This is a genomic window from Methylophilus sp. VKM B-3414 (genome assembly GCF_032248435.1).
In the GTDB taxonomy this organism is placed as follows: domain Bacteria; phylum Pseudomonadota; class Gammaproteobacteria; order Burkholderiales; family Methylophilaceae; genus Methylophilus; species Methylophilus glucosoxydans.
Genome location: NZ_JAVTLI010000003.1, coordinates 46891 through 65895, shown reverse-complemented (window position 1 = coordinate 65895; position 19005 = coordinate 46891). Strand labels below are relative to the sequence as shown.

Sequence of the window (19005 nt, the reverse complement as noted above, 5' to 3'; positions counted from 1 at the left end):
TGCGTATCACGGACATTTTCCAGGCGTAAGCAACGTGCGCCCATGCATTTTCAATCGTGAAATTTCTATGGCCACGGCAAGTCTGCAAAACTGTCTGTTAGAATAACTGCATGGATATCTATTTGATGCTGAAGGCCGTGATCATGGGCCTGGTCGAAGGCGCGACCGAGTTTATTCCTGTGAGTAGTACAGGGCATCTGATCATTACCGGGGAGTGGCTGGACTTTCTCTCTAAAGATAAACGTGATGTGTTTGAGATCATCATTCAGCTGGGCGCGATTCTGGCGGTCTGTGTCGAATACCGGCAACGGCTCTGGCATACCGTGCAGCGCATTCAAACGGATACCAACGCCCAGCACTTTGTGCGCAATCTCATTATTGCTTTTTTACCTGCCGCCTTGATTGGCCTGGCATTTCATCACCAGATTAAAGAGTATTTATTTTCCTCCTTCACCGTTGGCATCGCACTGGTCGTGGGTGGAGTATTAATTTTGCTGATTGAAAAATTTGTGCCAGCAGGTAATACGCGGGATATCGACCAGATTTCAGCCAAGCAAGCCTTGCAGATTGGCTTTGCGCAATCGCTGGCATTGTTTCCGGGCATGTCACGTTCAGGCGCGACCATTCTGGGCGGCATGTTTTTTGGCCTGAGCCGTCAGACCGCGACTGAGTTTTCATTCTTTTTAGCCTTGCCCATCATGTTCGCAGCCACCGGGCTCGACCTCTATCAAGCCCGTGACTTACTGTCTGTGGACGATGCATTGATCTTTTTGATCGGTTTTGTGGTCTCATTTTTGTCAGCCTTGGTGGTGATTCGCGCCCTGATCCGATTTGTCGCCCAGCATTCGTTTGCCGTGTTTGCCTGGTACCGTATCGTGTTTGGCATTCTGGTGCTGGTTTTCTTTGCACATTAATTTGTTTTAAGGTGTATGCATGAACCGTGCGCTGTTTAAAAAGATAGCTTATGTGCTTGCCGCCATCCTGGCGGTGTTGCTGTTGCTGGTGGTTTATCTGGCTGCGACGTTTAATCCCAACGATTACAAGTCGACTATCATTCAACTGGTCAAAGACAAGAAACAGCGTACGCTAGACATCAAAGGTGACATCAAGCTGAGTTTCTGGCCAAAAATCGGCGCCGATTTAGGTGCAATCAGCTTGTCCGAGCATCAGTCAGAACAACAGTTTGCCGCGATTAAAAGCGCAAAAGTGGCATTGGCCGTGCTGCCCTTGCTCAAAAAAGAAATTGTCGTCGATACGGTCTATCTGGATGGCGCGCAGGTCAATGTCATCCAGCATGCTGATGGCAGCTTCAACTTTGATGATCTGCTGAGCAAAGAGGAAGAAGAGTCACAGCAGATCAACTTTGATGTGCAAGGCATTAAAATCACCAATACTGAGGCCAGTTTTACGAATGAGAAAAGCGGTGCCAAGTATTCAGTTGACCAGCTAAACCTCACCACCGGCCAGGTGGCACTGAAAAAGCCGTTTGATATTGCGACCGATTTCCATCTGACGGCAAACCAGCCCGTCGTGGATGCCAAGGCGTTGATTAAAGCCAATGTCATGGCCGATCCGGAAGCCAAGCACTTTGCGATCAAGGGTCTGGGTGCGCAGCTCAAAGGCGCCTTGCTAGATGGCCAGGCGGTGACGGTTACGGCGCAAGGGGGCATTGATGTGGATGCCGCTAACACTGCCCTGGATGTTTCTGATCTCAAGTTGGCGATGCAAGGTACTTTTAAAGGTGCCGAGCGCGCAGTCAGCCTGCAGGCGCCTGCGCTTGCCGTCAATCCGCAACTCATCAGCAGTGACAAGGTTACCTTGTCACTCAAGCAAAAAGATGGCAACGGCGATCTCGATCTGGCCGTGGTCTTGGCCGAATTAAAAGGCAACCAGCAAACCGTCGAAAGCAAAGGGTTGACCGCGGATGTTAGTCTGAATGCCGGTGCACGCAAGGTTGAAGGGCATTTTGCTTCGCCTGTGACCGCCAATCTGGCCGACTTGATGTTTGAAGTGCCTGCGCTGGCAGGCAAATTTGATATTAAAGACCCCGCCTTGCCGAATGGAACCATGCAAGGGCAGTTCAAGTTGGCCCTCAACGCAAACGTGAAGCAAGAGCAAGTTAACACCACGTTTGATTTGAGCTTGGCGGAAACCAAGCTCAATGGCGATGTGCGCGTGGCAGGGTTTGCGACGCCGCATATAGGTTTTAAAGTGCACGCCGACACCTTGAACCTGAATGCGTTGCTGGGCAAGGCCAAGCCTAAAAAAGAAACCGTTGCCAGCCCAAATGCCAATCGCGCGCAAGCAGACAAACCTGCCGATTTGAGCGCGTTAAAAACCTTATTCCTTGATGGCAGTATCAATATCGGCAAGATTTTATACAGCCCCTATACCCTGACTGGCCTGAACGTGGGCATCAAGGCCGATGGCCAGAAGCTGGCTTTGCAGGGCCTGGATGTCAAACTGGATGACAGCCGTATCCAGGGCAATGTTGGCATTAGCCAGTTTAGTAAACCGCTGTATACCTTTGATCTCAACATCGACAAGCTGGATTTGAACCGTTATCTGCCTGCTGCAGAAGCCAAGGCGAGCGAAGCGACGGCCAAGCCTGCCGAGAAAACCGCGCAAGCGGAGCAGCCGCTGGATTTGTCTGCCTTGAAGGCGCTCAATGCGCAGGGCAACATCCGCATTGGCTGGTTGAAATATGGCAAAACCGAAGCCAAAAACCTCAATATTGGACTGAAAGCGCAGGAGGGCTTGGCTAGCCTGAATCCACTCAATGCCGATGTCTATCAAGGCACGGTGCGCGGTGCCGTCAAGCTGGATGCACGTGCCACGCCTGCAGTCACCATACAGCAAAGCCTGCAAAACATCGCTGTCGGCCCGTTGTTAGTCGATACCATCAACAATGACATGCTATCTGGTAACGGCAATTTGAATGTGAACGTGACCGCGCAAGGAAATACGGTGACTGCACTAAAAAAGTCACTGGGCGGCTCGGTTGATTTACGCATGGCCGATGGCGCCGTTAAAGGGTTTGATCTGGCCGGAACTATCCGCGAGGCGAAAAGCAAGCTCAACTTGCTCAAGGGTCAATCCAGCGCAGACGCAGATAAAAGTAAAAAAACTGACTTTAGTGAGCTGACCGCCAGTTTTAATATCAAGAATGGCGTGGCTCACAATGATGATCTGGCCATGAAGGCACCGGTTTTTCGGTTGACTAAAGGCGAAAGCAAAGGCGATATTGATATAGGCAAAGAACAGATCAACTATCTCGCCAAGCCTACTTTGGTGAATTCGCTCAAGGGGCAGGGCGGTAAAGAGGCTGAGCAATTAGGCAGTCTTGGCATTCCGGTGAAGGTCACCGGTAGTTTTAGTGCGCCAAAATTCGGTGTTGATATGGCGGCTTTAGGTCAGGCACTGGCCAAATCGGTGGCTATGGACGCCTTGACTGAGAAAATCGGCGGAGACAAGGCCGAAGCTCTTAAAGGGTTGCTGAATGGAAAAACGCCGGGGAATAGCGGTAGCGAGGCTGCCAATCCTGAAGGTGGTAATAGCACTGAGCCTGCCAAGCCCGTGGACCAGCTCAAACAAAAAGCACTCAAAAAGCTGCTGAATTTTTAGGGCCAGCAGACAAGCTTTTAAGTGTGAGTGATTTTGCAGAAAAACTGATCGCCTGGCAGCAGGCGCATGGCCGCCATGATTTGCCATGGCAGCAGACGCGTGACCCTTACGCTATTTGGGTCTCAGAAATCATGTTGCAGCAAACGCAGGTGTCGGCGGTCATTGCTTATTATGATCGGTTCATGCAGCGCTTTCCTACCATTGCCAGCCTAGCCGAAGCCGAACAAGATGAAGTCATGCGCTATTGGAGCGGGCTTGGCTACTATTCACGCGCGCGCAACCTGCATCATGCCGCCCAAACCATTATGCGTGAGCATTGTGGTATTTTTCCAACAGATTTCGAGACCATCCAAACTTTAAAAGGCATCGGGCGCTCTACCGCCGCAGCGATCAGCGTGTTTGCATTTAACCAGCGGCAAACGATTCTTGATGGTAATGTGAAACGTGTATTGGCAAGGCTGTATGCTATTGAGGGTTGGCCAGGGTTACCAGAAGTAGAGAAGAAATTGTGGCAAATCGCCGAAAGTGTGTTGCCTAGCCAAGGCTTGCCCGCCTATGTGCAAGGGTTGATGGACTTTGGTGCGACCTTGTGTACGCGTAGCAAACCAAATTGTCATCGTTGCCCGATGCAGGCGAGTTGTCTGGCGTATCAGCAACAAATGGTCTATGTGCTGCCTGCCCCCAAGCCTCGTAAAGCCTTGCCAGAAAAACAGACCACGGTATTGATGATTTTAGATGCCGGGGAGATTTTGCTGGAGCGACGGCCGAACCATGGTATATGGGGCGGTTTGTGGAGTTTGCCTGAGTTGTCCCCCAGTGCGCTTGCCGTCCCCCATGTAAAAACTACCTTCGACATGGATGTGGAGCCACTGGAAACATTGCCCGTGCTCTGGCATACCTTTACACATTTCAAGCTTGAAATAACGCCACAGCCACTGCTATTGCAGGGGAAACGCCCGCCAGCAGCGCCCAATCAGCAATGGCTCGCCTTGGCGGATGCTGTCGCCGCAGCCTTGCCAACCCCAATACGCACGCTGATCAAAGGGCTTCAACAATTACGCTTTTAAATGCGTAGGCCTGCAGCTTAGAGATTGGCTAGACGGAAAACATGGCTGGCCAATTCCCGCTGATTGTTTTTGAGATGTTGTAACAAGGCGTGCCCTCTGTCAGGCTTCACCAACGCTTTTTGGTAAATCAGCGGCAATTCAAAAATAGCGATTTCACGCTCTACGATGTTCAATGTCTGATGCTTGGAGCTTTCAAGCACATCAAGCAGTTTTTCATACACGTCATCTTGCACACGCGTATAAGGAAACAAAATCCAGAAGTCTGTCCCTTCCCGGCCTACCAGGTCAGATCTTCTAAAAGAGTTTTGCAGATCATGGGTTAACGATGAGAGTTGACGCAAGGCCTCAGGCGCGCCGTAGGCCTCACCCAAACTATTGTCATCCCCATAAGCAATTTTAACCAGGGCAATATTGAAATCCTCAGAATGCCTGATCAGCACTTGGCATATCCAGTCCAAGGTCTCTACAAAGCGACTACATAACTGAATGTCCGAAATCATTCTCTTCCCCTGCGGATGTGCTTCACTTAAATAGAGGCGCACGTGTAAATTTAAATAAGGTGCAAATTGTTCCTATGCTAGCAGAAAGATATATTGATGTTGATGGGAAATCAGCTAAAAAACGGTAGCAATTCAAAAAAACACCCTAGTCCGGCAGGTGTTAGATTGTTGCAAATCTGCAACAACGTTAACTAGGACTAAGCAATTTGACGTATTCACTTGCGCCACCTAGGCCGCTTTTGCAAAAATTGCTCTGACCTTGCAGGAAATGCTTTAAGTGATTCCGCAGGAGTTATTAGAAAGAGCATTCAATGGCTCTTTACTGGAAAGCAATATCCTTACACAAGTTGTGAAAACAACATTTTTGGAGATTCGTATGAATACAAAATTGAACGTTGCAGTTGCAGCAGCTCTGTTCGCTGCCGCTACTGGCGCACAAGCTGGCATCACTATCCCAGCTGGTGACTGGACTCTGGACATCGGTGGCGTTGTTAACGCTTACTACACTCACACTACTTTCAGTGGTGACACAGGTGCTGGTACTGGTCCTTTGGGTTTAGGTGATGGTAATGCAGACAGCTCTGCAAACATCACTACTGGTTTGCTGCCAAACTACTTGAGCGTTTCTGGTAAAACACGTCAGAACGATCTGGATGTTGGTTTCACAATCAGCATTAACCCAGGTGCTTCTACAACAAACTCTGGCCGTCAAACATCACAACAAGAAAACCGTCAAGCATTCTTGACATTCGGTGATGCTTCATGGGGTTCTATCAAGCTGGGTAAAGATCTGGGCATTTTCGCTTCAGACGCTATCTTGAATGACATGACTCTGTTGGGCGTTGGTTCTGGCGCAGGTTCCTTGGCTGGTAACACAACGACATTGGGCCGTATTGGTACAGGTTTTATGTATGCTGACTGGAAATCTCAAGTTGCTTACACATCACCAAACTGGAATGGTTTCCAATTCACAGCTGGTGTGACTCAGGCTTGGAATGCCGTTGGTGATGGCAGTGGTACTGCCGGTGCCTTGACAGCTTCTACAAGCGCATTTAGCTCTACTCGTGGCGGTTCTCAACCAGCCTTCGAAGGTAAAGCTTCTTATGAGTGGACTGGTGATGTAGCTGGTAAAGTTTGGGCTTCTGCTATCAGCCAAAAAGTTGACAACCTGCAATCATTTAATGGTGTAAGTGGTACAGCAGTTTCTTTGGGTAGCGAGCGCGCTTACGCTTGGGATTTGGGTACAACAATCAAAGTTGCTGACTTTGGTTTGACTGGTTATTACTACGATGGTAAAGGTATTGGCCAGACACTGCAACTGAATGGTGGTTTCGACAGAAACGGTAAGCGTCGTGATTCCAAAGGTGGTTATGTACAAGGTACATACACAGTACCAGGCGCTGGTACTAAACTGGGCTTGAGCTGGGGTCAGTCTAAACTGGACGGTAACACTGTAGACACCTTCGACGAAATCAAAGATGAAATGTGGACTGTTGGTGCTTACCATCCTTTGACCAAGCACTTGAACTTGGTTGCTGAGTACTCTGACGTTAAACGTAAAGTTGATAACGTTTCAGCAGCGACTGCTGAAGGTAAAGCAAAAACCATCTCATTTGGTGCTATCCTGTTCTTCTAATTTAGTTGCAGTTTAGCTGCGTAAATTATAAGTCAGTAAAAACGGCAACTTCGGTTGCCGTTTTTTTATATATATCAACTATTTATCTTTAATTGTGGCTTAATTATTATGAATTTGTATCCTGTGACAATCGTGGAGAATTTTTATGAAGATCCAGACGCTGTTCGTACATTTGCGTTAAATCAGAAATATCAATATCGACATCAATTAGGTAACGTTCCCTATGTTTTTCCAGGGTGTCGAACCAAGGATTTGTCTGTTATTAACAAGCCCCTCTTTGAGAAGCTTAGTACCAAAATCATTTCACTTTTTCATAACTCGGAATATGAGCGTATGCGTTGGGCAATTTCGACCAACTTTCAAAGTGTCACTGAGGATTATGGTCGCGGTGTAATTCATACCGATGGGAATGCTGTTTTTGCAGCGGTGTTATATTTAAGTCCTGATGCGCCTTTGGATTCCGGGACTTCTTTATTTAGGCCTAATAAAAGCTTTGATCAGGCTTTATACGAAAAAGCACTTAAGGTGAATGATAGGCGCTTTGCAGAGGGTACTGTAAAGATGGATACCGCTTATCACAGCATGTTTGATGAGATTGTGAGAATCAATAACGTTTATAACACCTTGATACTCTATGAAGGCAGACATTTTCATGCCGCAAATAACTTTTTTGGGAAGACATTAAAAGACTCACGACTGGCGCAAGTCTTTTTTGTCAGTAGTATTGATGCACAACGGCACAGCTCGTTCCCGCTTTGGCGCAGTCAGCAAGTACACATTTAATTTGCTAATCATCAATCCCTAACTCCTGTATCTTGCGAGTAAGTGTATTCCTTCCCATCCCTAGCTGATTGGCAGCTTCAATCCGGCGGCCATCGGTATGGGCGAGGGCGCGGGTGATCAGGATACGCTCAAACTCTTTGGTTTTGGCGTCTAGAATATTGGTTTCCCCGCGGTTGAGCGCGTCGGTGACTTCTTGGGCTAGCGCTTCTTGCCAGGAGCCTCCGCTACTATGTTTGCCAGTATCCTCTTTAAGCTCTGGGGGTAAGTCATTGACGTCCACGTTTTGACCTGGGGCCATCACGGTGAGCCAGTGGCACACGTTTTCGAGCTGGCGAACGTTACCGCTCCAGTTGACCGACATCAGGTATTTGATGGCTGCCTGCGACAGTTGCTTAGGCTCAACCCCCAGTTGCTGTGCGCTGTGGGCGAGAAAATGCTTGGTCAGCAAGGGGATATCTTCTCTACGTTCACGCAAGGGCGGTAAGCGCAGACGAATGACGTTCAGGCGGTGAAACAAGTCTTCACGGAACAGACCTTGTTTGACGCGTTCTTCGAGGTCCTGGTGAGTGGCGGCAATCACGCGTACATTGACTTTGATTGGTTGATGTCCACCCACGCGATAAAACTGGCCGTCGGACAAGACGCGCAACAATCTGGTTTGCAAGTCAGCAGGCATGTCGCCGATTTCATCAAGAAACAAAGTGCCGTTATCTGCTTGTTCAAAGCGGCCCCGTCTGGCGGCGGCGGCTCCTGTAAATGCTCCGCGTTCATGACCAAACAATTCAGATTCTAATAAGTCTTTTGGGATCGCGGCTGTGTTGATAGCGATAAATGGTTTGTCAGCCCGTGGACTGTGTCTATGCAGGGCGCTTGCGACCAGTTCTTTACCGCTGCCGGATTCGCCGTTAATGAGCACGGTGGAGTGCGAGCGACTCAGGCGGCCAATGGCACGGAAAACCTCTTGCATGGCGGGGGCCTGGCCGATAATTTCTGGCGAAGGGCCAGTGTCTTCTACGGCCTCGACAGATTGACGCATGCTTTCTTCAACGGCACGTTTGATAATTTCGATGGCTTGGTCTACATCAAACGGTTTGGCCAGATACTCAAACGCACCACCCTGAAAGGCGGCGACAGCGCTTTCGAGGTCTGAGTAAGCGGTCATGATAATGACGGGAATCTCGGGAAAGCGCTGCTTTACCTCGGATAAAAAGTCCAGGCCCGAGCCATTCGGCATGCGGATGTCACTGACAATGACTTGGGGTTGTTCACGATTTAAAGCGTTGAGTGCTTCTGCCGGGGATGAAAATGTTTTGAAATCAAAGTCCGTGCGGGCAAGTGCTTTTTCAAACACCCAGCGGATGGATTTGTCGTCGTCTAGGATCCAGATTGGCTTCATAGCTGTTTCTCGTGAATTATTGTACTGATGATTTTAATTGCGTACTTTCAATAGGTAGCAATATATGGAAGATGGTTTTACCCGGCTGTGAATCACAGTCGATCATGCCATGGTGTTGGGTGATAAAGGTTTGCGCCAGCGCAAGGCCCAAGCCTGTGCCGCCTTCGCGACCAGATACCAGCGGGTAGAAAATGCGTTCTTTGATGCCGGCAGGGATGCCTGGGCCGTTATCAATAATCTCTAAATGAATCCCGACACGGTAACGTTTTCTGGCTAGCGTAATTTGGCGCTCAGCACGCGTGCGGAAAGTAATGCTCGCGCCTTCGGTCTGATGCTGTTGCATCGCTTGTGCCGCATTACGCGCAATATTGAGCACGGCTTGTATCAGTTTCTCGCGATCGCCAATGAGCTCCGGCAAGCTGGTATCGTAGTCGCGGATCACGCGGATATGGTTAGGCGATTCTGCCAGTAACAGACTGCGTACGCGCTCCAGCACTTCATGAATGTTGGTGGGCTCATATTTTGGCACGCGGTGAGGTGCCAGCAGTCTGTCCATGAGGCTATGTAGTCTGTCAGCCTCTTTGATAATCACCTGGGTATATTCTTTTAGGCTGGGTTGCGGCAACTCAAATTCAAGCAATTGTGCCGCACCACGCAAGCCGCCTAGCGGGTTGCGGATCTCATGCGCCAGATTCCTGAGTAATTCAGAGTTGGCTTGCTGCTGTATCAACATGCGCTCTTCACGCGCAATACGCAATTGCTGATCCATTTGCACAAACTCCAGAATCAGCATGTCTTCCGGCGTTTGGTTGAACGCGGCTGAAATAGGGGTGGCTGTGCAGGTCACGGCCGTTGTATGGCCGCGTTGGGTGGTCAGTGCAAACTCATGCTCACGATATGGGCTCTGTGTTTCTATGGCGTTGGTCACGGCCATTTGCAAAATTTCGCAATTCACAAATACGTCATGGATATGCGCCCCTTGAATCTGGTTGGCACTAAATGCAAACAGAATCTCGGCGCTGGAGTTGGCGTAAGTAACTTCTAGTTGGTTATTAAGCAAAATGACTGCCGTGGCAATATGCTCTAAACCACTAAAGCCGTTGGGAGATTTCTGTACCATGTCCTGAGCTTGTTAAAAAGAGTGAATCACGCCCTGTTTTAAAGCAAAACCCAAGCCAATTCTTACAAGAAGCGTAAAAATGATTGAGCAAGCCCCCAAAATGGTGCATTTAAAGGTTGAGTTCTTTATTTAACAGCTCGATATTGCGCTCATGTGCCTGAATTTCCGCCTCAATCACTCGCAGTTTTTCTTCATACTTGGCGACGTTTCTAAACGTTTTGCCATTGGCGCCTCTGTAGACTTCTGGCGTGTTCTGGGCTTCTTCATATAACAGGCGAGCATTCTCAAGTGCTTGTTTTTCTTGAGAAAGCTCGTTCATTAATAGCTCTCGCCGCTTTTGGTCGCGTTGATTTTGTGTCTGATTATCGACTTTGGGAAAATCGGCCGGAGAGGGTGTTTTTACATTGGCTTTTTTCTCCCTGGCAGGGGGAGGAGGCTCTGCGGTTCTGGGCCCACTAATAATGAGCTCTGCCTTGCTTTTGCCTTCGGGTTTGATATTGGTATAGGTGGTGACGCCGTTACTGTCGGTATATTTGTAAATATCTGCCCAGCTTTGGTTGCACATGAGCGCGAAGGTGCAAATGTAAAAAAGTCTTTTCATGGCAATAGTTTAGAGTAGATCGTTGAGGGTATCAACGTCTGCTCGCCTAAAAACGTTGACGGAACAGCGCGCACATAAAAAAACAGGGCAGCCTGGGCTGCCCTGTTTTAGTGCGTGCTCTTGTGATTAGCAGGAGTAGTACAGACCAAATTCCACTGGGTGTGGTGTTTGGCGCAGTTTAGTGACTTCTTCCATTTTCAATGCAATGTATGCATCAATCCAGTCGTCTGAGAAAACGCCGCCGCGTGTTAAGAACTCGCGGTCTTTATCCAGATACTCCAATGCTTGTTCCAGAGATGAACATACTGTTGGGATCAATGCATCTTCTTCTGGTGGCAGATGGTACAAGTCTTTAGTCGCTGGTTCACCTGGGTGAATCTTGTTCTGAACGCCATCCAGACCAGCCATCAACAGGGCTGAGAAAGCCAAGTATGGGTTAGCAATCGGGTCTGGGAAGCGCGCTTCAACACGGCGTGCTTTGTCTGAATGCACAAATGGAATACGAATCGCAGCAGAACGGTTTTTAGCTGAGTAAGCCAATTTCACTGGTGCTTCGTAGTGTGGAACCAAGCGCTTGTATGAGTTGGTGCCTGGGTTGGTAATCGCGTTCAAAGCACGTGCGTGCTTGATGATGCCGCCGATGTAGTACAAAGCGAAGTCGCTCAGGCCTGCATAGCCGTTACCTGCAAACAGGTTTTTGCCATCTTTCCATACCGACTGGTGTACGTGCATACCGGAGCCGTTGTCACCAAACATCGGTTTAGGCATAAATGTAGCAGTTTTACCGTAAGCGTGTGCAGTATTAGTCACTACGTATTTCAGGATTTGTGTCCAGTCAGCACGTTGTACCAAGGTCGCAAACTTAGTACCGATTTCACATTGACCGGCTGTTGCCACTTCGTGGTGGTGCACTTCAACAGGCACGCCCAGTTCTTCTAAGGTCATGACCATGGCAGAGCGGATGTCATGCAATGAATCGACAGGAGGCACTGGGAAGTAGCCGCCTTTAACGCCTGGACGGTGGCCAGTGTTGCCGCCCTCGAATTTTTCACCTGAGGACCAAGCGGCCTCTTCGGAGTTGATTTTCACAAAGCTACCACCCATGGTGGCATCCCATTGTACGCTGTCAAAAATGAAGAACTCTGGCTCTGGACCAAAGTAAGCAGTGTCGCCCAGGCCGCTGGATTTCAGATAAGCCTCTGCGCGCTTAGCCAGGCTACGTGGGTCACGGTCATAGCCTTTGCCATCGGTAGGGTCTACCACGTCACAGGTCAGAACCAGGGTTGGTTCGTCAAAAAATGGATCGATGAATGCGGTGCTTGCATCAGGCATCAATTGCATGTCAGAGGCTTGAATGCCTTTCCAGCCAGCAATGGAAGAACCATCAAAGGCATGACCTTCGGTAAATTTATCTTCGTCGAAGGCAGACACTGGCACGGTCACGTGCTGCTCTTTACCTCTGGTGTCGGTAAAACGGAAATCAACAAATTTGATGTCGTTTTCCGCAACCAGTTTCATTACGTTTGCAACGGACATTACATTCTCCTCAGTGATCAAGATCTAAAATGATTCAACTTGCGCACGCAAAAAAGGGACATGTTGCGGATGTCCCGGAACGTGAGCAAATATAAAAACACAAACTAGCAAAACAAATAGATATGTGGAATTTTTGGTTTACGAATTCCATTGAATCTTAGGATGTAATAGTAGCAGGAAGCATGCCACCCAAAAACAGGCATTTTGCATGGATATGAGATATCTGACATAAAAAAGCAAAATCAATGGGCACTAATTAGGTGCACTGCAACAAATTGAGCACAAAAATGGTGCCAAATGTGTTTGCATGGCTTTCACAGGTATACTCGCGGTTTAACTAAGTGATTGAAAGAGTGAAGGTGTCATTTGGAGAGTGTTGAAAAAATCTTGCAACAAGCCGCTCAGCGTGCTCAGCAAAATGGTTTGCCGTATGCCGGCGCGATGACGCCCCAGGAGACGTATGCGCTGATTAGCCAAGATCAAAATGCGGTGTTGGTGGATGTGCGCTCACGTGCCGAGTTGGAGTTGGTTGGGCGCGTGCCGATGGCGGCCCATCTGGAATGGGCATTTTATCCAGGCATGATTGCCAATCCTGAGTTTGCCGATCAGCTACAGGCGCTGGTTGATCCTGCGCGCACCGTCGTATTTATGTGCCGCACGGGTGGCCGCAGCCATAATGCTGCCTTGCTGGCGCAAAAACTCGGATATCCCAACGCCTACAATATGCTCGAAGGCTTTGAAGGCGAAGCGAATGAGGCCAAGCAAAGAACCCTGATCAATGGCTGGAAACATGCAGGCTTGCCCTGGTCCAACTAGGTGATCTTGGTATGTCGGTTGAAAAATACGCAGTCATTGGCCACCCGATTGCGCACAGCAAATCGCCGTTGATTCACCAGGCATTTGCGCAGCAATTTGGCAAGACGATTGTTTACGAAAAGGTGTTGGCACCTCTGGATGGCTTTGCGTCCACGGTGCAGCAATTGCAGCAGCAAGGGTATGTGGGTGCAAATGTCACGGTGCCATTCAAATTTGAAGCCTATGACTTGAGCCAGACTTTATCTGAACGCGCGCAGGCGGCCGGGGCAGTGAATACCCTCAGTTTTGGGCAAACGCAAATTCAGGGCGACAATACTGACGGCTGTGGGCTGGTCAATGACATTCTCAAACATCACCAGACGGTCCTAGCCGCAAAAAAAATCTTGTTGCTGGGCGCAGGCGGCGCGGCGCAAGGCGTGATGCTGCCGTTGATTGCACAAGGCCCGGCGCAATTGACCATTGCTAACCGCACGCAGGATAAGGCGCAAGCCATGCTGGATAAGTTTGCGGGCGCGGGGGGGCAATGTGGCGTCTCGCTGGCTGTGACCACGTTTGCAGCACTTACCGAGACCTATGATGTGGTCATTAATGCCACTTCTGCAGGATTGACTGAAACGCCATTACAGTTTTCATCGCATGTGTTTGGCACGCATACCCTGGCTTACGACATGATGTATGGCCGGGAGACGCCGTTTATGCAGCAGGCGCGTACCGCAGGCGCACAGGTGGCAGACGGATTGGGCATGCTCATAGAGCAGGCGGCAGAAGCGTTTTTTATCTGGCATGGCTTGCGTCCTGACACGGCCCCAGTGATTCAGACATTCCGCTAATCTTCTTTCAGTCATGAAACAAAGCATCAAGCTGTTTTTTGCCCTGTTTTTACTCTGGGCCTTGTTATATCAGGTTTGGATACTCGGCCATATTTTGTGGTGGGTAGATCACAATCCGGACGCCACTGCCTTCATGCAGGCGCGGCTGGAAGTGATGCAAGAAAGCCATCCCGAAGCCACCATACAGCAGCAGTGGGTGCCTTACGCCAAGATTAGCAACCATTTAAAACGCGCAGTGATTGCGGCGGAAGATAGCAAATTCGTTGACCATGAAGGCTTTGACTGGGTCGGGATCGAAACCGCTTTTGAGAAAAACCTCAAGAAGGGCAAAATCGTCGCTGGCGGCTCCACCATTAGCCAGCAACTGGCCAAGAATTTGTTTTTATCCGGGCATCGCACGCCCTGGCGCAAAGCACAAGAAGCGGTGATTACCTTTATGCTGGAAAAGCTCATGACCAAGCGCCGGATTCTGGAAATCTACCTGAACGTGATTGAGTGGGGCGAGGGCGTGTTCGGTGCACAAGCGGCGGCCAAGCATTACTTTCACGCTTCGGCCGCCAGTCTGGCACCCGCCCAAGCGGCGCGCTTGGCGGCCATGATTCCTAACCCGCGTTTTTATGATCTGCACCGCAGTACCCGCTATTTAAATCGCCACACCGCTACCATTCAGGCGCGCATGCGATTGGTCAAAATACCCTGATTTTACGGGCCTGATTTAGGCATGAACGTGAAACACGCCTGCATACAATGTTTGCTATCAATGGATTTGATACATCATTTCCATCGGCGGTGTATGCAGATGCACCGTCAGGCAGGTTGCATGTTGACCTTAGCCTTTGACAGCGAGATGTTTTACAAGGGTGTGAGGTAACGGCCAGGTAACTGGCCGTATTTTTTTGAACGCATCCACGCTTACCTCACCAAACTTCAGTAGGTGGCCGGTATTAACTGGACCCGATATCAAACATGGCGTCCAGATCCTGTTTGCGGTACGTGCGCAGTGATAGCATGGTTTCGGTTCTCACAATGCCGTTGATGGCAGCCAGTTGGTGGTTCACCAGTGCAGAGAGTGCCTCGGGCCCGGTGACTTGTATGACGGCCACCAGGTCATATTGACCACTCACTGAATAGACTTCTGTCACTTGCGCTAATGATGCCAGGGTTTCCGCCACCGTGGCCATTTGTTGGCGCTCAGCGTTCACCAGCATAATACACGTCATCATAAGACACTCCTTTTCAAGACCTCCGCCTGTGCGCGGCGGAGGCTACGCCCTTCAAACGGTTTTGGTCTGTACCGGCATCTTCTGTGCAGCATGAGGCTGATGGCGTTGCAGCAGGGCCTTGTGCAAATACTGAAAATCCGCCGGATCAATCGGTAAAAACCACTGCTTGAAGCGGGTCGCGACGCCCAGCGGCAGGCGCATGTCCGATAACAACTCGTCAATATGATGCAGTGAGAACGGAATGATATTGGTGCCTTTAGAGTGTTTGCCTTCTGTACGCGCTTCCATCCATGCCAGACGTTCCTTGATTGTGCTGCGTTGTGCTTCTGCGGTCGGCAACTTCATCTTTCCACCAATCCAGTCGGCCAGCCAGTAAGCGCCTACTTCGGCATTGAGCTGGCTAAAGAATGAAGAGTTATAACCATTAAACGCCAGACCTGGTATGCCAACCGGTGCCATCGACCGGTACAGCACAAAATTACCTTCTGCATCGGTCACATGTTTCATCACTTCATCAGTTAAAAAAGGCACACGCTGATGCCAGCCTGTCCCGCAAATCACAATGTCGGCTGGCAAGCGACGGCCATCGGTTAAATGTGCATAACGCACGCCATGCTCAATGCTAAAGCCTGTGATGCTGTTTTGTTTGGCAACGTCAATATGACCCGCTCCCACGCTTTCAAAGAAACCTTCGGTGACCAGGCTGACGGTGCTACGCGCAATCGATTCTAGTGGCTGGTCAGGCTTGAGGCCCAGTTTTTCGAGGCGGCATTGGCGGTTGATGACCCACTGCACCTGATTCAGCATGCTGTTACGGATTGGTTTGCCGATGCCGTGCAAAAAGCGCTCTATACCTTTAAGCCGGATATATTTAAACAAGCCTTCGCCCATGCGCGTCAAAAACAGGTATTTGTAATTGAGTACATTCATGAGTCGTTTGGGCACTTTCCAGATCAAATGTCTGGCCACCACCGTGGTGCTCGCCGCTTGCTGGCAAACCGCTTGTGCCACATCGGTAGAAGATTTGCCGTAGCCCACAATCAGCACATGTTTGCCTTTGGCATCTGCAAGCTCCTTGAACTCGCTGGTGTGGCAAATACGGCCACCTGCGGCGGTAAATTCGGCTGCACCCGGATAGTCCGGGATCATGGGCTGCGAAAAAATTCCGTTACAGACAATTAAAAAATCAAAATGTCGCGTTTCCTCTGCTTTGCCTTCGGTCTTGACGGTGAGTTGCCAGCCTTGACCAACCGGTGTAGCCAATTTCACTTCGGTATTCAAGCTGATCAGGTGTGCAAAATTGAACTGCTTGGTATAGGCATCCAGATAGTGCTGCACCTGCTCGCCACTCGGCCACTCAGGGTAATGCTTGGGATAGGGGAAATCTGAAAAGGCATAGGTGGACTTCACATTTTGTGTGGTCAGGCTAGGGTAGCGTCTGGAGGCGCTCCACACCCCGCCGACGTCAGCCTCCTTCTCAAACACCGTGACCTGGTGACCAAATGCAGTCAGCACTTTTGCTGTACTCAAACCGGCAAACCCGGCACCCACAATCGCAATATTCATACGGTTTCCTTTGCGCTTAAAAAAATCATACAGGGCCTATCCCTGTATCGTCGGCTGCAGTATTGAGCGAGCAAAGTTTGCCGACTATCCAGAAACTGCCTGCACTATCCGCGTTCGGCAACAACCTGCATGCGCACTGCATTTGGCTGCGCAATGCGGATAGTGGCTGCACGGAGCGGATAGCCCCGCCGTCTGCGCTGCGAGAAAGTAGAAACCACAACGAAGGTGATCACTTGCCTTCCCACCCTTCAACCGAGCAAGCGAGACGAAAAATGGGACAAATGATAGAAATCAGCGCGCAATTCCCGGCCTTTAAAGGCTATCTGGCCCTGCCAGCCACCGGCAGCGGGCCGGGCCTGGTGTTGTGCCAGGAAATTTTTGGCGTGAATGCCAATATGCAGGCCATTGCCGACCTGTATGCCGAAGAGGGTTATATGGTGCTGGTGCCAGATTTGTACTGGCGCCTGCAGCCTGGTATTACCCTGACCGATGCAGCCGAGGATATGCCGGCCGCGTTGGGCTATTACCAGCGGTTTGATGAAGCTACCGGCATGCAGGATGTCCAATTGGCCATCAGCTGTTTGCGTGGCATGGCAGGGGCCAGTGGCAAGGTGGGTGTGCTGGGCTATTGCCTGGGCGGCAAGCTGGCTTATCTGGCGGCCAGTCAGACCGATGCCGATGTGGCGGTGGGTTACTACGGGGTAGGTATAGAGCAGGCCTTGCCACAGATGGCTGCGCTACGTTGCCCGTTAACCCTGCATATTGCTGAGAAAGATGCCTTCTGCCCACCTGCGGCCCAAGCCGAGATTCTGGCTGCAGCCAGCACACAGCCGCTGGCGAAGACCTATGTGTATGCCGGTGTAGATCATGCGTTTGCCCGCCTGGGTGGTGCGCATTACCACGCCCCCTCGGCACAAATGGCATATAGCCGCACCCTGGGCGCCTTGCGTAAAGCCATGGGGCCGGATTATGACCTGAGTGCGATTGCAGATCATCACTTTGCGCTCGAATTTGCCACCCGCGATGCCGATGCCACCATGACCACCATGGTCGCCCAGCCGTATGTGAATCATGTGCCCACCATGACGGGCGGGGTCGGCTACACCATGCTGCGTCGCTTTTATCAGCATCACTTTATTCACAATAACCCGGCAGACATGCAAATGACGCCAATTTCACGCGTGGTCGGTACAGACCGCATGGTGGATGAGTTTGTGCTCAGTTTTACGCACGACTGCGAGATTGACTGGTTGCTGCCGAATGTACCGCCGACCGGGCGCCGGATTGAAATCCCCATGCTGGTGGTGGTGACTTTCCGTGGTGACAAGCTGTTTAACGAACATATTTACTGGGATCAGGCCAGCGTGCTGGTGCAAGCGGGGCTGCTGGATCCCGCCCTGATTCCAGCCATCTGCGGGGTCGAGCAAGCACGCAAACTGCTGGACCCCAACCTTCCTTCCAACACGCTGATGGCCAACTGGTCACTCAGTGCTAATGCATGAGGTGTGCCATGAAAGGGATCGCAAACAAAGTCGTCATCGTCACCGGTAGCGCCACGCTGATCGGTGCGGCCGTGGTCGAAGCCTTCCACGCCGCGGGCGCAAAAGTGGTGGCGGTGGATATTGATGCACGTGGGGCTGCGGTGGCTGCGGGCATCAGCCCGGACATTCTGTTTTTACAAACAGACATTACCGATGATGCCGCCTTGCAACAGCTGGTGGCGACCACGCAACACACCTTTGGCGGTGTAGATTTTCTGGTCAACCTGGCCTGTAGCTATGTGGACAACGGCTTTGCTGCCAGCCGCGAGGATTGGTTGCTCAGTTACAACGTCAACCTAGTGGGCAGTGTCATGCTGGCCAAAGCTTGCCATGCGGCCATGTGTCAGCGTGGCGGTGGCGCCATCGTGCATTTTTCCAGCATCTCAGCCAGTGCTGCGCAAACCGGCCGTTGGCTATATCCGGCCAGCAAGGCCGCAACCGAACAACTGACGCGCAGCATGGCGATTGATCTGGCCAGTGACCATATCCGGGTCAATGCAGTGGCCCCCGGCTGGATCTGGTCACGCGTCATGGACGAGCTGACGGGCGGCAACCGCGCCAAAACCGATGCCGTAGCAGCGCCTTTCCATGCCCTGAAACGCGTAGGTGACCCGCAGGAAGTCGCCGATGTGGTGCTGTTTTTATGTTCTGACCATGCTTCGTTTGTTACGGGCGCCGTCTATGCCGTCGATGGTGGCTACAGCGCGATGGGCCCCGAACAGGCAGAGCCCGCCATTCCCAAGCTGGCGGATTGATAGTTATACCC

The 19005-nt window shown here is 50.7% G+C and carries 17 protein-coding genes; 10 read left to right on the top strand and 7 right to left on the bottom strand.

Annotated features, from left to right (window positions below):
• Positions 1-110 precede the first annotated feature (110 nt).
• Genes Q9292_RS02570 through mutY form a run of 3 tightly spaced genes read left to right on the top strand, consistent with a single transcriptional unit; the run spans position 111 to position 4691 of the window.
• Positions 111-914 (top strand): undecaprenyl-diphosphate phosphatase, encoded by an 804-nt coding sequence (locus Q9292_RS02570; RefSeq protein ID WP_194749581.1) that lies wholly within the window; start codon positions 111-113, stop codon positions 912-914.
• Between the two features lie 19 nt (positions 915-933).
• Entirely contained in the window at positions 934-3624 is a 2691-nt protein-coding gene (locus tag Q9292_RS02565) for an AsmA family protein (protein ID WP_313984412.1), read from the top strand.
• A 23-nt stretch (positions 3625-3647) separates the two neighbouring features.
• Positions 3648-4691 carry an A/G-specific adenine glycosylase gene (mutY, locus tag Q9292_RS02560; protein ID WP_313984409.1) on the top strand — a complete coding sequence of 348 codons (1044 nt, stop codon included), beginning with the start codon at positions 3648-3650 and terminating at the stop codon, positions 4689-4691.
• 17 nt (positions 4692-4708) lie between these two features.
• On the opposite strand, the gene Q9292_RS02555 is transcribed toward mutY, so the two are convergent.
• Positions 4709-5191: a hypothetical protein gene (locus tag Q9292_RS02555; RefSeq protein ID WP_194749578.1), complete on the bottom strand. Its 483-nt coding sequence runs from the start codon at positions 5189-5191 to the stop codon at positions 4709-4711.
• Positions 5192-5567: 376 nt separating this feature from the next.
• Here Q9292_RS02555 and Q9292_RS02550 point away from each other — a divergent pair, with 376 nt between their 5' ends.
• Entirely contained in the window at positions 5568-6827 is a 1260-nt protein-coding gene (locus tag Q9292_RS02550; protein WP_313985762.1) for a porin, read from the top strand.
• Positions 6828-6935: 108 nt separating this feature from the next.
• A complete protein-coding gene (locus tag Q9292_RS02545) occupies positions 6936-7610 on the top strand; it encodes a DUF6445 family protein (protein WP_313984405.1) in 675 nt (224 codons plus the stop codon).
• Positions 7611-7614: 4 nt separating this feature from the next.
• Here the strand turns inward: Q9292_RS02545 and ntrC are convergent, their stop codons facing one another.
• The 4 genes from ntrC to glnA form a co-directional block, all read right to left on the bottom strand.
• A complete protein-coding gene (ntrC, locus tag Q9292_RS02540) occupies positions 7615-9006 on the bottom strand; it encodes a nitrogen regulation protein NR(I) (RefSeq protein WP_194749576.1) in 1392 nt (463 codons plus the stop codon).
• A gap of 16 nt (positions 9007-9022) precedes the next feature.
• The gene (glnL, locus tag Q9292_RS02535) at positions 9023-10126 is read right to left on the bottom strand and encodes a nitrogen regulation protein NR(II) (protein ID WP_194749575.1); all 1104 of its coding nucleotides are present in this window, start codon (positions 10124-10126) and stop codon (positions 9023-9025) included.
• Between the two features lie 109 nt (positions 10127-10235).
• The gene (locus tag Q9292_RS02530; RefSeq protein WP_194749574.1) at positions 10236-10727 is read right to left on the bottom strand and encodes a DUF4124 domain-containing protein; all 492 of its coding nucleotides are present in this window, start codon (positions 10725-10727) and stop codon (positions 10236-10238) included.
• 126 nt (positions 10728-10853) lie between these two features.
• Positions 10854-12263, bottom strand: a complete 1410-nt coding sequence (glnA, locus tag Q9292_RS02525) for a type I glutamate--ammonia ligase (protein WP_194749573.1) — start codon at positions 12261-12263, stop codon at positions 10854-10856.
• A 366-nt stretch (positions 12264-12629) separates the two neighbouring features.
• On the opposite strand from glnA, the gene Q9292_RS02520 reads away from it, so the two are divergent.
• Genes Q9292_RS02520 through mtgA form a run of 3 tightly spaced genes read left to right on the top strand, consistent with a single transcriptional unit; the run spans position 12630 to position 14609 of the window.
• Positions 12630-13079: a rhodanese-like domain-containing protein gene (locus tag Q9292_RS02520; RefSeq protein ID WP_313984400.1), complete on the top strand. Its 450-nt coding sequence runs from the start codon at positions 12630-12632 to the stop codon at positions 13077-13079.
• A gap of 11 nt (positions 13080-13090) precedes the next feature.
• Positions 13091-13909, top strand: coding sequence for a shikimate dehydrogenase (aroE, locus tag Q9292_RS02515; RefSeq protein ID WP_313984397.1), 819 nt, complete (start codon positions 13091-13093; stop codon positions 13907-13909).
• Positions 13910-13922: 13 nt separating this feature from the next.
• A complete protein-coding gene (mtgA, locus tag Q9292_RS02510; protein ID WP_313984394.1) occupies positions 13923-14609 on the top strand; it encodes a monofunctional biosynthetic peptidoglycan transglycosylase in 687 nt (228 codons plus the stop codon).
• A gap of 244 nt (positions 14610-14853) precedes the next feature.
• Here mtgA and Q9292_RS02505 read toward each other — a convergent pair whose 3' ends face one another.
• Complete coding sequence (locus Q9292_RS02505) at positions 14854-15132, bottom strand: Lrp/AsnC family transcriptional regulator (protein WP_194749569.1); 279 nt, start codon at positions 15130-15132, stop codon at positions 14854-14856.
• A gap of 51 nt (positions 15133-15183) precedes the next feature.
• Complete coding sequence (locus tag Q9292_RS02500) at positions 15184-16698, bottom strand: NAD(P)/FAD-dependent oxidoreductase (RefSeq protein ID WP_313984390.1); 1515 nt, start codon at positions 16696-16698, stop codon at positions 15184-15186.
• A 272-nt stretch (positions 16699-16970) separates the two neighbouring features.
• Here Q9292_RS02500 and Q9292_RS02495 point away from each other — a divergent pair, with 272 nt between their 5' ends.
• Complete coding sequence (locus Q9292_RS02495) at positions 16971-18200, top strand: dienelactone hydrolase family protein (RefSeq protein WP_313984388.1); 1230 nt, start codon at positions 16971-16973, stop codon at positions 18198-18200.
• An 8-nt stretch (positions 18201-18208) separates the two neighbouring features.
• Positions 18209-18994 carry an SDR family oxidoreductase gene (locus Q9292_RS02490; RefSeq protein ID WP_313984385.1) on the top strand — a complete coding sequence of 262 codons (786 nt, stop codon included), beginning with the start codon at positions 18209-18211 and terminating at the stop codon, positions 18992-18994.
• Positions 18995-19005 lie beyond the last annotated feature (11 nt).

Coding starts and splice junctions, on each gene's coding strand:
- Q9292_RS02495 (WP_313984388.1), top strand. CDS start 16,971: ATGGGACAAATGATAGAAATCAGCGCGCAATTCCCGGCCTTTAAAGGC.
- aroE (WP_313984397.1), top strand. CDS start 13,091: ATGTCGGTTGAAAAATACGCAGTCATTGGCCACCCGATTGCGCACAGC.
- Q9292_RS02550 (WP_313985762.1), top strand. CDS start 5,568: ATGAATACAAAATTGAACGTTGCAGTTGCAGCAGCTCTGTTCGCTGCC.
- Q9292_RS02500 (WP_313984390.1), bottom strand. CDS start 16,698: ATGAATATTGCGATTGTGGGTGCCGGGTTTGCCGGTTTGAGTACAGCA.
- glnL (WP_194749575.1), bottom strand. CDS start 10,126: ATGGTACAGAAATCTCCCAACGGCTTTAGTGGTTTAGAGCATATTGCC.
- mtgA (WP_313984394.1), top strand. CDS start 13,923: ATGAAACAAAGCATCAAGCTGTTTTTTGCCCTGTTTTTACTCTGGGCC.
- Q9292_RS02555 (WP_194749578.1), bottom strand. CDS start 5,191: ATGATTTCGGACATTCAGTTATGTAGTCGCTTTGTAGAGACCTTGGAC.
- Q9292_RS02490 (WP_313984385.1), top strand. CDS start 18,209: ATGAAAGGGATCGCAAACAAAGTCGTCATCGTCACCGGTAGCGCCACG.
- Q9292_RS02565 (WP_313984412.1), top strand. CDS start 934: ATGAACCGTGCGCTGTTTAAAAAGATAGCTTATGTGCTTGCCGCCATC.
- Q9292_RS02545 (WP_313984405.1), top strand. CDS start 6,936: ATGAATTTGTATCCTGTGACAATCGTGGAGAATTTTTATGAAGATCCA.
- Q9292_RS02505 (WP_194749569.1), bottom strand. CDS start 15,132: ATGATGACGTGTATTATGCTGGTGAACGCTGAGCGCCAACAAATGGCC.
- Q9292_RS02570 (WP_194749581.1), top strand. CDS start 111: ATGGATATCTATTTGATGCTGAAGGCCGTGATCATGGGCCTGGTCGAA.
- glnA (WP_194749573.1), bottom strand. CDS start 12,263: ATGTCCGTTGCAAACGTAATGAAACTGGTTGCGGAAAACGACATCAAA.
- ntrC (WP_194749576.1), bottom strand. CDS start 9,006: ATGAAGCCAATCTGGATCCTAGACGACGACAAATCCATCCGCTGGGTG.
- Q9292_RS02530 (WP_194749574.1), bottom strand. CDS start 10,727: ATGAAAAGACTTTTTTACATTTGCACCTTCGCGCTCATGTGCAACCAA.